This is a genomic window from Streptomyces sp. NPDC005791 (genome assembly GCF_042871485.1).
Classification (GTDB): domain Bacteria; phylum Actinomycetota; class Actinomycetes; order Streptomycetales; family Streptomycetaceae; genus Streptomyces.
Map to the genome: position 1 here is coordinate 26916 of NZ_JBIAIP010000017.1, position 13487 is coordinate 40402.

Below are 13487 nucleotides of genomic sequence, written 5' to 3' on the forward strand. Positions count from 1 at the left end.
CCAGGAGCAGGGCCCTTTGCAAGATCATGATCTGTCCGGGTTCATCCGGTGAGGCCGAGGGCGGTCAGGGGCCGGTGGCAGTTGCGGGCGGCGTGACGTAGGGCGGCGGCGATATCTGCCGCTCAGCCGTCGTGGCGGAAGCCGCGGGCCGTCCACGATCCTGGCAAGACCCTCCTGGACGGCGCCCTGGCGGTCGCACTCGGCGGAGACTGCCTCGCGGACGTCGCGATGCTGCGGGCCGAGCCCGCCGTCTTCGGCCCGGTCGCCTCCAACCCGACCGCCTCCCACCTGATCGACACCCTCGCCGCCTCCGGCGAGAAGGCCCTGCGGGCCATCCGGTCCGCACGGTCCGAAATCCGCAGCGTCGTCTGGTCGTTGGCCGGCGAGAACGCCCCGGAAACCAAGGGACAGGTCACGGTTGACCTCGACGGCGTCCTCGTGTCGCGCACTCCGACAAGGAGGACGCGGCCGCGAACTGGAAGAAGACCTACGGCCATCCCCCGCTGACGGCCTTCGTCGACCGGACCGGGCGGTACCGGAGAGCCCGTCGCCGCCCTCCTACGGGCCAGGAAACGCGGGCTCCAACACCGCAGCCGACCACATCGGCACCGCCCAACTCGTCCTGGCCCAACTGCCCCAGCGCTACAGGCGGGGGCGCCAGACCCTGATCCGCACCGACTCTGCGGGTGGCATCCACGACTTCGTGTCCTGGCTCGCGCGGCGAGGACGATGGCTGTCCAACTCGGTCGGCATGACGGTCATCGAAGCGATCCATGAGCGCGTGCTGAGGGTTCCCGCCTCGGCCTGAACCCCGGCGTCGAGGCCAACGGTGAGACCCGGGACGGGGCCTGGGTCGCCGAACTCACCGGCAACCGATTCGCCGTCCCTTCGACAGCACCCCAACGTGGCGGCGATGTCAGCAGGAGGGACGGGCTGTTGGTCACGACGCTCATTTGACGCTCTGGGCGCCCGAAGCCGGCACTGAAGCCGATAATCCGGCCCTGACCTGGGCCTTTCTGTGCCTCGCCCAGGCCGACATCTTTTCGATAACCCATCACGTGTAGTGCCGGGCAATCCGTCCCTCAGTCCCTGAGACCGACAGTCTCCCGGCACGGCCCAAAAGTCCCAGAGAAGTCCCACAGGCGAAGCCGAATCCCGTCCTGGCTCGCATACGTGCAGGTCAGGACGGGTGTAGCGGCTTCAATCTTGACGGCTTTCAGATGTCCCGGAACTCATAGACAAAGCTTCTGACCTGCGCAAATGACCCCTTTTGAAGATCATCTTGCACGGTTGTTGCACAAGCCGCACGGAGCAGGAGTCACGCGGCCCTGGTGTAGGCGCTCCGGACCGCGATGCGGACCTTGGAACCGGCTCCCACGACCCGGTGCACGTATTTACGCAGGGTGAACGCGGGATCGGCGTGTCCGAGTCGGTCCGCGAGCGTGTACACGTCTACACCGCCGCTGATCATCATCGACGCGTACAAGTGTCGGAGCGCGTGCATCATCACGTCGCGGGACTTCTCCCAGCGTCGTCCCTTCGCGTCGGGCTCAAGGGGCTTGATGAGGCCGGCCGATGCCAGGGCGGGCTTCCAGCGGTAGGAGTTGAACCAATTCGACTGAATGGCGGTCTTCTCTCGGGTGTAGAAGATCAGCCGCACCGTGACCGGGTCGCCGCCTTTGCTGCCCCAAGGTCGGGTCACCTCGACCGGCGGGTACTTCTGCATGTGCTCGCGCAGGGGGATGGCCACGTCGTCGGTCAGCTCGACCCACCGGTCCTTCGGGTCCTCGTCGTCTCCGCCCTTGGGGAGGGCGTATACGAGGAACGAGCCGTCGTGGACTACTTGCCGTTGCACGTGCACCATGGCGCCGTCCGGATGCGCCCAGTCGATATCTTCTGGTGACAGGCCGAATATCTCTCCTTGCCGAAGACCCAGGCCGCGACCGCAGTCGACGAGTGCTTTATAGCGGTCAGGAAGTTCGACACGGATCTTCTCGGTGTCCTCCCATGTCAGGGTCAGCTCTGCCCGGCCGCCACCTCCTCGCTTCGGCTTGGCGTCCTGCACCGATTTGGCGAGGCACGGATTTTTGTGTATCAGGCTGTCGTCCACGGCCAGGTCAAAGACAGCCCGAAGGTTGTCGAAGACCAGGCGCAGCGTGGAATTTTCGAGCAGCCTGCGACGGTCGTGCAGCCAGTCCAGCAAAGATGAGGCGTTCACGTCCTTTACGCGCATCTTCCCAACTGCGGTAGGAACGACGTGCAGGAGAATCCGCTCCTTGTGGCGTCGGTAAGTCCGTGGATTCTTGTGTTCGTGCCCCTTTAGCCATGTAAGGGCGAGTTCGCCGACCCTGACCTCACCGGCACGAGGGTTGATGTACGAGCCGTCGTCCACTCCGGACCGCATCTTGGTCTCGTGCCTGCGGGCTTCGACCTCTGTGCGGAACAGCTCCGTCTGCTGGACGTCTTCCCGGTTGCGCCATCGGGCCTGCCACCGCTTCCCCGTCCCGTGATCCCGCGTTGGGACTTTGCAGTGTTCCTTGCAGGTTGACTCCCCGTCTTTCGGGCGCGACTTGTGCCAGCGGTCGTACGGCATCGACTCAACTCCTAGTTTCCAACGGCCCTTTGAGTCTATTTGTGGACTCTCTTCAATCAGGGCCATCGTCGACTGCGAGACCGTGTGTTCGTTCATCGCGCCCTGAGTGAATTGGATGTTGATCCAGGTAAGCCTGAGATGTCAAACGTATTCCTGGGATCTTCGCGACAAAGGGTGCAGATTGGTAGGGAAGATTTCACCTAGACGAACGGTCGCTGAGGGCTCGACGAGGGCTCGCCGAACCCTCGGCGAAGATTCTTTTTTGCTCTTCGAGAGTTCGCGAGAGTCGTAGGCATTTCGTTGAAACGCTCTCTGTTTGGTCCGGCCGGAATTTAATGAGAATGTTCCGTGCATCACCGCAGCGGAATGCCGCTCACATTGTTCTTTCCTGCCCGCTTCGAACCGTTCTGGAGTACCTATGCGTCGAACCACTGCCCGTGCGGAAGAAGCCGCTGGTGGCGCGGGGGGCCGTTGTCCCTTGATGAGCGCGGAGGAGCTGGCCGACTTCCTGGGCGTACCTCTGAACACGGTCTACGTATGGAATCACCGACAGCAGGGGCCACGAGCCCACAAGGTTGGCCGCTATTTGCGCTACCGCTGGCCGGAGGTAGAGGCGTGGCTGGAAGCTCGGGCGGTGGATCGCGCGACCTGATCGGCCAAGATGAGCTGGTGCCCTTGTCCTTGGTCGGGCGACAGAACCCGGCGTACACGCCGACCCCGCTGCGGCACTGACAAGCCGGGCTAGGTGTTCTGTCGGCAGAGGGCGGGTGACGCTCGATCCCGCTCCGCGACCCTGGCGGCCGGCTCCAGCTCTACCTTCAAGGAAGACGCATGTGCGGCTGAAACGGGGAAGCGGCCCGCAATGACCCGAAGGTCCTCGACGACGACGGAGTCTCGAGATGCTCCTGCGTGAGGTCAGCGAGACGTTGCGCTGCAGTACGGCCCACTTCTGCTGGTTGCGCGACCCACCCAAAGCCGGGATGGCAAGCTCGCCGGCACCCCGACACTAACGGTGATCCCTGGGCGCCTTCGCGACTCAAAATTAGATCTGGCGTTCGATTCAAGGTCTGAGCACCCTTGCACGCCTTCCCAGGGTCGGGCACGCTGGGATCCTAGGAGACTGCAGAGACCTCACCTGCAGGGGCGTGATTTGAGGAGGTGCCATGGAGACGATGAGCCCGCAGGGGGCATTGCTGACTCTGTGCATCTCCCGCCTACCGGGAAAGTCACTGCCCAGGCATGCTTGGGCAGCGGAAGTACTCGTCGAACAACTTTGGGCCTGCTCCGTTCAGGCCGGCCTCGAGGAATGGCGACCGCTACTGGCTCCAATGATCGCTCGCGGAACTGCCGATGCACGTCGAGTGCGCAGCGAGGTGTGGGAGCTCGCTCGCTGTGGGGCCCTCGAAGCAGCCGGGACCGGCCGCATGGCACGGTTCACCGCTATGCCGCGGGCGGTCGAAGAATCCAAATCGGTGGTCCCGATCAGCTGCTCCGATTCCGACGTCGTGACTTGCGCAGTCGATCAGTTGACCGCCCGGTTGTTCGCTTGGTCAAAGTAGCTAAGCGCCTTGCCGTCCTGAAGTGAGACAACCACCTCAGAGTCACCGACGCGTCGCCATGGAGCCTTTCTACGACGCCAGAGAGTCAGTTGGAGCCCACCCGCACGGGCGGGAGCCGCAGTAACCCTCCAGGTCTCGTCCTTCTGCAGGTGAGGCGTCTGCCAGACGTTGGGTTCAGCTTCCTGCCAATCGGCTACCTTGATCGCGGCCAGTGCCGTACTCATGTCGCGAGCTGTCGTGAATCGCCGAGCCGGATCCGGGTGGGTGGCCTTGGCCACCAGCTGGCGTAGGCGCCGACAGGCCCAGACGGGCAGGTTGCGGTCCTCGGCCCGCAGCGGCGGGCGGCCTTCCTGGAGCGCATCGACGACGACGGTGCTGCTGTAGGCGGCGTAGTCGAACTGTCCAGCCAGTAGCTCTACCAGCACCACGCCGAGGGAGTAGAGGTCCGACGCAGGGGTGACCCGCGGTCCGATCATGAGCTCCGGCGGTGCGTACAGGTGGGCAACCTTTACAGGTGGCGTGGATCTGGCGGCGTCCATTCGTCCCGCCACTCCGAGATCACCGATCTTGACAAGATCGGCGTCGCCGGTCAGGAACAGGTTGGGGCTCTTGATGTCGCGGTGCAGGATCCCGTGCTGCTCGTGCATCTCCCGCAGCCCGTGGAGCGCAGCTTGGATGATCTTGAGGGACTTCCTGGGCGTGAAGGTTTTGCCAGCCTCCAGCGCGTCAGTGATGCTTCCCGCCTCGTAGTACGGCATGAGGATCTCGACCACGCGCATTGGACGCGGGAAGCCGGGAACTGAGGCCACTGCCCGCACCGGGACAATGTTGTTGTGTTTGATCCTCTCCATAAGCTGCGGCTCGATCAGGTCCTCGTCATCCTGGAACTCGGTGAGGTCAACGCACTTACCGACAAGCCAGTTCTGCAGGTTGCCGTCCCACCAGACGTGCACCTCGTGGACACCGGTCGGCATGCTATGCAGGCACTCATAGTCCAGATTCAGGCGTCGCTTCTGCTCGGTCATTGGTGCGCTCTCCGTCGGTCGGGATGGTTCCCGGGTTACCGGTCGGTCTGTGCCGTTGACTCATACAGTGCCGCCAGAGCTGCGGCGAAGGCGTCGCCTCGGCCCTGGGTCCAGTACACCGGCCGAGTGGTGAGGCCCAGTTGTTCCAGCTCGAAACTGTCGATCGCCTTGGGCGGCACATCGAGGAGCTTGCCGATCTTGTCGGTCTTCCACTCCTCGCACCGGATACCTTCCTCGTGGCAGGCGAGGTGGACCAAGGTTTCCAGGGACGCACGGTCGGCGGCCGGCCGGTAGGGCCACTGCGCGTGCTTGCGGGTGGCCACAAGGATCACCAGGCTGGGCGACATTCCGTGCATGTCCTGCTTGATGCGGCGGTAGGTGTCCGCGACAAGGTCGGTGCCCGTCAGCCCGTTTGCCTTGACGAGGCGCTCGGGGGCACCGGGGATCAGGGACGTGGTGGGGCCGTACTGGAGAGCGCCGTACTGGAGAGCGCCGGCGGCGATGGCTATGCCGAGGACTTTCACGTACCACTACTTTCTGACGGGACAGGGAGGTCGCGGGGAAGGTGCGGCATTGCGGCAGGAACTGGTAGTTCAGCCGCGTACAAGGCGGAGTCCGGGCCTGGCAAGCGGTGAGCTCCGGCCCCCGCCGTCAATTCCGACGGGAACAAGCCCGAACACCTATCCGTCCACCCCTGCATCGCCGCTGTCAGATTCTCCGTCGATCAATGCGATCACAGTCTCCCTTGCGGCTGAGTCGCGTGCTGTGCCATCCGGGACCCGATCACAGCCACCCTTCTGAACACCTCGGTGGCTTCCTTGAGTGTGGTTGAGGGCGGCAGCACGAAGCGGGCGCCGAACTCGACTTCACCGCTGAGCTTGGCCTGCTTCTCGCCGTAGCCAGCGCCGAGGAACGCTGGAGCTCCGAGCGCCTTGAGTCGAGCCACGCCATCCTTCTCCCACTGCAACGTCTTGCGCGGCGGATGGGGTCTCCACGGAATCCAGTCCTCTTGGGTGAGGTACTCCTGCCAGAGCAGCGCCAGGTGATCCCAGTCGTAGGCCTTGGAGGAGGTGACCTGCTGCTGCACGAGGAAGAAGCGGAAGTCGACCCCACGAAGCCCGCTGCTGTCGACGAGCTTGCCAACCTCCTGAGTCGGCGAACTCTCGGTGGCGTCCCAACGGACGGTGTAACCGCTACCCGGAATCGGGGCGTCCACGATCGCGACGTACAGGCCACCGGAGCCGATCTCCCGGATGGACTTCGATGAGCCGCCAGGCAAGGCGACGTTGTCGTACATATAGGAAGCACGAAGCCGGAGGGCAAGGTACAGGTCGATACCGTCGATCTGATTCCAGACGGTGTCGCCATCCACCTCCGGCACCTGGGACTCGATGTGGCTCGTCCAGGCTGTGGCGGTCGTCGCGACCCATGGCACCGAGGACGAGGCGAAGGGAGCGATGAGCTTCTCCCAAGTGAGGTTCTGCCAGTCCTGGGCATGGGCTGTGTTGAGGCGGATGCGCTGAAGCGAGACCGCCACGAACCGGCAGTCGTCTCGGTCCTCCTCGGCGACGTATCTGTAGTACCGCTCCAACTGTTCAATTCCGAGGCCGGCAAGCAGGTTCACTTCGACGACAGCGACAACCTGACCGTCCGCCTCCACCACCAGGTCGGGGCGATCCGATGCCTTCCGGCCTCGCGACTTCGAGACCTCCCGACGGATCTGGAGCGGGCCAACAGCGTCGATGCCGAGGACGAAGCGGGTGATCGCCTGGTCGGCATTCATGAGGGTGGCGAGCAGATCGCTCCACGCGTTCTCGCTGTTGATCGAGAGCAGGAAGCGAAGGTCCGGAAGGCTGCTCACTCGCTGGCCTCTCCCAGCTCCGCGTCGATGTTGAGCACGCGGATCCCGGACTGCGACTGCGCGAGGAGCACCGCAGCGTTCTCGGCAAGGCGACGGGCGGACTTGAGCCGCAGGTCCAGCTCGACATCGTCACCCCAGCGGACTGACGTCGCGATGGCGAATGCAATCGAACCACCGGACTCCAAGTGACCGACGATCTCCTTCTGGATGCGGCGGCTGGTGCGCTGACTAGAGCGATCCGTCTTGGCGTTGCGGTAGTTGCTGGCTCGCCTGGCCAGCTCCACGGACTCCCCGATGTAGAGCACGCGGATGCCGTCATCGTCCACACCGAAATCGTAGCGGTAGAGCCCTGGCGCTCGCGGGAGTCCAGGAAACCTGGGCAGGCCGGCTTCGTCCAGAGCGATCGGGCCGGCGCTCAGCCACGAGAACGCAACGCGGACGTCGAGCGCCTCCAGTTCCTTGAGCTGGGACTCGTCAAAAGCCCCACGACGCGATGCTCCGGTCAGCCGCGGGACTGAGCCGCTCTCGGTAGCCAAGGATCCGGCACTGATCAAGAACCCGAGATTCTGCAGCCACCGCCGAGAGGCCTGCGACTGAAACCTGCTGCGCTTGGCACCTGTCGCAAGGAAGATGACCTGCTTGACCGGCCAACGCACACCATCTACTTCGACCCAGTACTCGCGGATCTCCTCGGGTACGTGACCAGCGAGACGCCTACGAACAAGCGTGGGCGTCAGCTCGAAGGATTCGCCATCGAGGATGAACTGCATGGAACGGAGGTTAGCCTCAATCGTTCATGAGTTCCCATCAGTTCGCTGACGGGGACGCTGTGCGTGTGGGGTGCGGCTTTTGCCCATCAGGCGTGGATGCTGCCGCCGGAGTCGGTGCGGATCAGTTAGCGAGTGCTTCTTCCTCGCAGCTGACAGGACCCTCGGCAAGTCCTATCGTTGCAGTTCAGCGGCACTCTCCACTTATTTGATCAAGGCCCGTACAGGCCCACTTGCGAAAGCGCGAGGTCAGGCGACGAAAAGCGCCTCCGGCAGGACCGAAGTTTCTGAGAAGTACCTGAGAGACCGAGGTTCAGAGCAGGTGCAGGTTGGGTGCCTGCGCGGCGTTCGCGTACTCAGGCAGGGCGACGACAGTGACGCCGGCGTCCTTGAGGGTTTCGGTGCCATCGGCGCCGACGACGAACGTATCGGGTTCGCTCCACGCGGTGACAACGCGGCGGAGGCCCATGTCGCGGATGAGTTGGGCGCAGGGGCGAGGTCGGGATGCCCGTCTGGCGCAGGGCTCCAGGGAGCTGTAGATCGTGGCGGTGGCGAGCCGGGCATCCTCGGCGGGGAGCTTGGCGAGGGCCCCTTCCTCGGCATGGTCGTGGGGATCGTTCTCGCGGGAGTAGCCGCGGGCGAGTTCGGTCCCGTCGGCCGCGACGACGACGGCCCCCACGCTGAAGGCGGTTTCCGAAGGCGGGCAGAGGGCGGCCAGCTCACAGGCGAGGGTGAGCCAGTTCCGGTCTGCGGTGTTGGGCTCGCGGCCGGTGCCGGGGGCGCCGGCTGAAGAGGTGTTGCTCATCGAGGCTCCGTGGAGGTGTCCTTGGGGGCGTACCTCAGGAGTACCACGTCACCGATCTGGCGGATCTCCAGGAGCCGGAGGCGGGCGGCCGGGCCGCCAGGGTAGCTCGCGGGGCCGAGCATCCTTACCGCATCGAACTGGCCGACCAGGAGAGGGGCGATGACGAGTTGGAGTTCGTCGGCAAGAGCGGCTTCGAGGAGCTGTGTGTGAACTGTGCCGCCCCCTTCGACCATGAGCCGCTTGACGGCGTACTCGTCGCCGAGGATGTCGAGCGCGGCCGGCCATACGGCCTCCTCGGGGACGCTTTGGACGGTAGCCAGGTCACCGAGGTTGGCGCGGGCTTTCGTGGTGGCCTCGTGGCCCACGGCGAGGACGAGCTTGTCTCCGCCGTGGTGCCAGAACTTCCAGCTGGGGTCGAGGTCGCCCGTTCCTGTGATGGTGACCTTCAGCGGGTACTCGGGCTCACCGGCGGCGACTCGGGACGCCCTGCGTTCCGCCGAGTTGACGAGGAGGCGGGGGTTGTCGGCGCGGAGTGTGCCGGCGCCGACAAGGATCGCGTCGACACTGGCTCGTACGGAGTCGACGCGTTCGAAGTCCTCCTTGTTGGAGAGCAGGAGCCGGTCCTCGCCCGGGCGGGTGTCGAGGTGACCGTCGATCGATACAGCTGCGGACAACAGGACGTACGGGCGGGGCACGGTATCTCCAGGCGGTGTGCGCGGGTGGGTCAGGCAGGATGCAGAACGATTCGGTCGAGTGAGGCTCGGAACTCGGCGACGCCGTCCTCGCCGGTTGCGGGGGCCAGTGCCTGGTCGAGCCGGTCGAGCTGTCCGAAGATGCGCGCGGATCCGGTCTCGGCGGCGATCCCGACGGCCTGCCCGCCGATTCGGGCAGCGAGGGTTACGTTGCCTGTGCCCGCGTGGGCACGTGCAGCGCGAGCGAGGTAGACACCGCGGTCCCGGCGATATGCGGGCGGGAGCACTGTGAGGGCGCTGTCGAAGCCTGCTGCGGCCTGCTCATACTCGCCGAGCGCGGCGAGGGAGCGGGCCCGGGCGGTGCTGATGTACGCCGTATCGAGCCAGGAGCCCCAGACACCGTCGGAGCCCGCGCGAACGAGAAGAGCGAGCGCGGTGTCGTACGCCCTGTGGGCCTCACCGCCTTCACCGAGTACGGCATGCGCGTGGGCCTCGTGCAGAACGGCGATGACTTCGAGGCGGCTCCCGGGCCGGGCGGTGCGTCGGGCGGCTGCGGCGAGGCCGAGAGCGTCGGCAGGATGACCGGTGTCGACAGCCAGCTGTGCCTTACGGCCGAGGATGTACGCGGTGAGATCGGTGTCGCCGGTGATGTGAGAAGCGTCCAGTGCTTTCGCGGTGTGGCCGTGGGCGGTGCGCTCGTCGCCGATGTCCTGGGCGAACCAGCCTGCCAGCTCTTCGTATCGCGTCTCCAAGGCGAGAAGCTTGGTGGCGTCGGTGCCACGAGCGGATCGACGTCTTGTGGCAAGGGAGACGAGGTGTTGCTGCAGGGCGGGCAACATGTGCCGGGGGCCGATGAGGTTGTCGGTCTGGATCATGACCCGGCGGAGTTGCGCGAAGTGCTCGAAGGGAGACCCCATGTCGGCGAGTTCGGTGGCAGCCGCCGGCGTCGCGGCCGACATGGCTGTCGCAGCCAGGCCGGCGATCCCTGATGCGAGAACAACGCGGCGGGGCACGGGCACGAAGAGGATCCTTCCGTGGATGCGGGCGGGGACGACGACCGTGTCCGTGTCGTCTCCAAGCGAGCCTGCCCGCACGACCGCGTTCATGGCCAGGGTCTCCGGGTCGCTGGCCCCATGACCCCGTGTACTGGCCCCATGAGTCGCTGTCCCGGCTCTGGACACCGGGACAGAGTAATCCTGGGGGGCCTCGCGCTCCGCGCTGTCCCAGCCACGAACCAATGCACCGGCGGCATCGAGGATGTCGTCGAGAGTGATGGCCGCATGTTTCGGGACGGGACGTTCAGCGCGCTCGAAGCGCCCGAGATGTGAACGGTCGATCAACGCCCTGCGAGCCAGAGCCTGCTGCGACAGGAGACGGGCCTCGCGGAACTGGCGTAGCTCGTAACCCCAGCGGTGCCATGGGCCGGCGTCCGGAGTCAGCTCGTTCGGCTGCTGCCCCACGCTTCCTCCTCCACCGTGGACTTTCGTTCACCCGCGGTCGATGTCAACGACAGAGGCGGCTCTCCATGGGGCCTGCGGAGCCAGCGTGTGAGGCTCCATCCAGGGCCTGCCCACCGGGGTTCCGTACCGCTTTCATCGTCGGTACGAGCTGATCACACGGTATCCGAACGGCGCCTGGCACGGACCTGATTCACGTCAGTAGCGAACGTAGTGGTCGGTCGGACCGAACGCATCGCGCAACCGTCGGATGAGCCCTGCGCGGGCTGAGCGCGATCTAGGGGAAGGCGACCATGAAGACACGTAGAAGCCTGGACGACATGATCGCCGTCTCCAGTCCACGGATCAGCCTGATGGGATCCCGGGACCGAACGGACACCGACACTGCTCGAACCCAGGAGTGGCACCGCAAACCCGCCCCGCTGGAGCGTCCGGCGCGCAGCGGCGAGCTCGTCCGGCTCCGTCAGCAGTTCCGTCGTGAGGCGACTGAAAGGTGCGACCGCCGCTCCGGTGATCGCCGTCTCCGGGTGTTGGCGTACAGCTTGGTGCTTAGCAGGAGTGCCAGGCCTGATGAGGACTGGAACACCCTCCAGACCGAGGCTGAGCAGAGTGGCTACGCAATGGGAGCGAGGTTTCACGACGTAGCCGTTCCCGTGACCACGACGTGCCTCCCCGGCTCGGGTGCCGGCTGTGGCGTCTACACGCCGCCCTGGAAGCGCCCTGGCTGGGGGGAGGTCGAGCGACTGATCCGAGGCGGCTTCGCGGACGGCGTGATCGTCCTCGACCGGCACAACATCAGCTCCGATGACGACGAGTATCGCGCTGTGATCAAGGAGCTGGGTGAGCGGTACCAGGCATTCATTCACCTCGTGATCCCCGAGGAGCTGTCCGGTCCGACTTGAAGGCGGCCGTTGCGGTGGATGGATGCGAAGGGCTGGGGCTGGAGACAGGCCAGCGCTCAGGTTCTCCTCGTCGTCACCGTGTTCGCAGTGCTCGTCACCGTCTACCAATCCGCCTGATCGGAGGGCCGTTTTGACGTTCGAGGGATACACCAACAAGGCAACACAATTCCTGCCGCTCCGTGAGGTGGGACTCGACCTTTGCATCGTGCCTGCAGGTGACCCGCAGGGCGCGGCATGACCGCGATTAAAGAGACCTGCGCGTGCAGTGGTCGTCTTACCCGGGTCCCTGCTTCGTTGTCGAGTGGGCGGAGAGAGACCACTCACGCTCGAGGGCGACCGCACTGCCACCTCCCTGGGGCGCTTCTACGGCTACAGCGAAGCAGCCATAGCGGCCTTCATGGGGCGGTGCCACAAGTCCCCCTCTTCGGCCGTGCCCGAACCGTGTTCCCCCACGGCACCGTAGCTGGCCGAAGAGGGCCCAACTTTCCACCCGAGAGGACGAGCACCATGTGTGCGCACAACCCGCCGTGCCCCACGGCCATGGCTCCCGACAGGGAGGCCGCGCGACCCGTCGCGCACCGCCCTGAGCAGGGCTGGAGCCTGCTGTGCAACGGAGTGCTTGTCTTCGAGGACACCGGAGAACTCCTCCCCGACGGCCGTATCGTCGCCCCCCACCGGCCGCTCGCGCTCACGGTCGGAAGCGCGGCATGACGATCACCGCAGCCGACCTGGTCGTTCCGTACATCACCGCCCGTGAAGGCGAAGAGGCGGACTCCCTCCTCAATCTGAACGTACGCATCGGTCCTGACCGGCGCCCGCGGCTCGGGTATAAGGACGAGGCAGGGCCTGACCGAGATCTCCGCGGCGTGCTGTGGGCCCGGTACTCCATGTCACTCGGCTTCGCGGGACAGCCCACCGGGAACCCGAGGTGGCGGCTGGTGCACCCGCTCCGCCAGCGCATCACGATGGCGCTCCTGCGCTGCCAGGTGTGCACGGTCCCGCTGAAGCGTAGCGACGGCATCCTCTTCGTAGAGACGGCCGACGACGGCGACGACTACGCCGGGCCGGTGAAGACCGCGCAGCCGCCGGTGTGTCTGGAGCACGCACGGATGGCGGCCCGGCGGTGCCCCCGACTCAGGAGCCAGGGCCACGTCGCCCTGCTGGCCACGCGGTTCCCGCTCTACGGCGTCATCGGCACCCCGTACCAGTACACCGCCGACGGCATCCAGCCCCTCGCCGCCTCGGACGCTCCCCTGCCCTACGACCACCCCCAGATCGGCTGGTTCCTCGCCTCTCAGCTCGTACGCGAACTGCGGGACTACGAGGTCGTCAGCCTGGACGATCTTGTGCCCGCCGCATAGACGGCTGCTCGACGGTCCTGGGCAAAGGACCGGACCGTCGAGCGGCACCCCAGAGCTTCCCGGCCCGACCATCGGACCGGGATGGCCAGAACCTGAACCCATGGCGTAGCCCCGTCGCTACGCCACGGTCCTCAGTGCGCTGGCAAGCACCACCTGTCCTACACACCAACGAATCACCTGGAGTTGTTATGACGCGAATCGTCACCAAGAGCACCACCCAGGTCCAGGAGCCGACGGCTGGCGGCCAGTCGGACGGGTTCGACCTGAACGTCTCCCTCCTGGAGGTGTCCGACGCGGCCGGGCTGACCGTTCTGACCGACGACGGGTGCGGCAGCTCCTGCGGTGCCTGCGTCACCTTCACCGACTGACCCTGACCGTCTGAACCCGGTCATCAGGTCATGAACCGCGGTCGGTGCTGTCGCGCTACTTGGCGCGTCGGCTCCGACCGCCCCTCCAGACGCACGA

The 13487-nt window shown here is 65.6% G+C and carries 12 protein-coding genes and 3 pseudogenes; 7 read left to right on the forward strand and 8 right to left on the reverse strand.

Going from position 1 to position 13487, the window contains the following annotated elements; translation table 11 throughout:
- Positions 1-111 precede the first annotated feature (111 nt).
- Positions 112-867, forward strand: a pseudogene (locus ACFYSH_RS28350) (transposase); the annotation flags it as partial.
- A 451-nt stretch (positions 868-1318) separates the two neighbouring features.
- Here the strand turns inward: ACFYSH_RS28350 and ACFYSH_RS28355 are convergent.
- Positions 1319-2593: a tyrosine-type recombinase/integrase gene (locus ACFYSH_RS28355; RefSeq protein ID WP_388756230.1), complete on the reverse strand. Its 1275-nt coding sequence runs from the start codon at positions 2591-2593 to the stop codon at positions 1319-1321.
- Positions 2594-3074: 481 nt separating this feature from the next.
- On the opposite strand from ACFYSH_RS28355, the gene ACFYSH_RS28360 reads away from it, so the two are divergent.
- A complete protein-coding gene (locus ACFYSH_RS28360) occupies positions 3075-3245 on the forward strand; it encodes a helix-turn-helix domain-containing protein (protein ID WP_329325169.1) in 171 nt (56 codons plus the stop codon).
- An 870-nt stretch (positions 3246-4115) separates the two neighbouring features.
- Here the strand turns inward: ACFYSH_RS28360 and ACFYSH_RS28365 are convergent.
- The 7 genes and pseudogenes from ACFYSH_RS28365 to ACFYSH_RS28395 form a co-directional block, all read right to left on the reverse strand.
- Entirely contained in the window at positions 4116-5177 is a 1062-nt protein-coding gene (locus ACFYSH_RS28365) for a serine/threonine-protein kinase (protein WP_359468932.1), read from the reverse strand.
- A 35-nt stretch (positions 5178-5212) separates the two neighbouring features.
- Complete coding sequence (locus tag ACFYSH_RS28370) at positions 5213-5701, reverse strand: hypothetical protein (RefSeq protein ID WP_359468930.1); 489 nt, start codon at positions 5699-5701, stop codon at positions 5213-5215.
- A 209-nt stretch (positions 5702-5910) separates the two neighbouring features.
- Positions 5911-7038: a PD-(D/E)XK nuclease family protein gene (locus tag ACFYSH_RS28375; protein WP_359468927.1), complete on the reverse strand. Its 1128-nt coding sequence runs from the start codon at positions 7036-7038 to the stop codon at positions 5911-5913.
- Positions 7035-7808, reverse strand: coding sequence for a hypothetical protein (locus ACFYSH_RS28380; protein ID WP_359468924.1), 774 nt, complete (start codon positions 7806-7808; stop codon positions 7035-7037). Before ACFYSH_RS28380 ends, ACFYSH_RS28375 begins: the two co-directional genes overlap by 4 nt.
- A 310-nt stretch (positions 7809-8118) precedes the next feature.
- Positions 8119-9305: pseudogene (locus tag ACFYSH_RS28385) on the reverse strand (dihydrofolate reductase family protein).
- A 29-nt stretch (positions 9306-9334) separates the two neighbouring features.
- Positions 9335-10408, reverse strand: coding sequence for a DNA-binding protein (locus ACFYSH_RS28390; RefSeq protein WP_388756322.1), 1074 nt, complete (start codon positions 10406-10408; stop codon positions 9335-9337).
- Positions 10409-10543: 135 nt separating this feature from the next.
- Positions 10544-10762 (reverse strand): annotated as a pseudogene (locus tag ACFYSH_RS28395) (helix-turn-helix domain-containing protein); the annotation flags it as partial.
- A gap of 290 nt (positions 10763-11052) precedes the next feature.
- Here ACFYSH_RS28395 and ACFYSH_RS28400 point away from each other — a divergent pair.
- The 5 genes from ACFYSH_RS28400 to ACFYSH_RS28420 all read left to right on the forward strand — a co-directional run bounded on the left by ACFYSH_RS28400 (position 11053) and on the right by ACFYSH_RS28420 (position 13390).
- The gene (locus ACFYSH_RS28400) at positions 11053-11661 is read left to right on the forward strand and encodes a hypothetical protein (RefSeq protein ID WP_388756235.1); all 609 of its coding nucleotides are present in this window, start codon (positions 11053-11055) and stop codon (positions 11659-11661) included.
- A 301-nt stretch (positions 11662-11962) separates the two neighbouring features.
- On the forward strand, positions 11963-12124 hold the full coding sequence (locus ACFYSH_RS28405) for a DUF6302 family protein (protein WP_388756238.1): 162 nt from the start codon (positions 11963-11965) through the stop codon (positions 12122-12124).
- Between the two features lie 44 nt (positions 12125-12168).
- The gene (locus ACFYSH_RS28410) at positions 12169-12372 is read left to right on the forward strand and encodes a DUF5999 family protein (RefSeq protein ID WP_037830893.1); all 204 of its coding nucleotides are present in this window, start codon (positions 12169-12171) and stop codon (positions 12370-12372) included.
- Positions 12369-13022, forward strand: a complete 654-nt coding sequence (locus ACFYSH_RS28415; protein ID WP_388756240.1) for a hypothetical protein — start codon at positions 12369-12371, stop codon at positions 13020-13022. Before ACFYSH_RS28410 ends, ACFYSH_RS28415 begins: the two co-directional genes overlap by 4 nt.
- Positions 13023-13210: 188 nt before the next feature.
- Positions 13211-13390 (forward strand): FxLD family lanthipeptide, encoded by a 180-nt coding sequence (locus ACFYSH_RS28420; RefSeq protein ID WP_028444064.1) that lies wholly within the window; start codon positions 13211-13213, stop codon positions 13388-13390.
- Positions 13391-13487 lie beyond the last annotated feature (97 nt).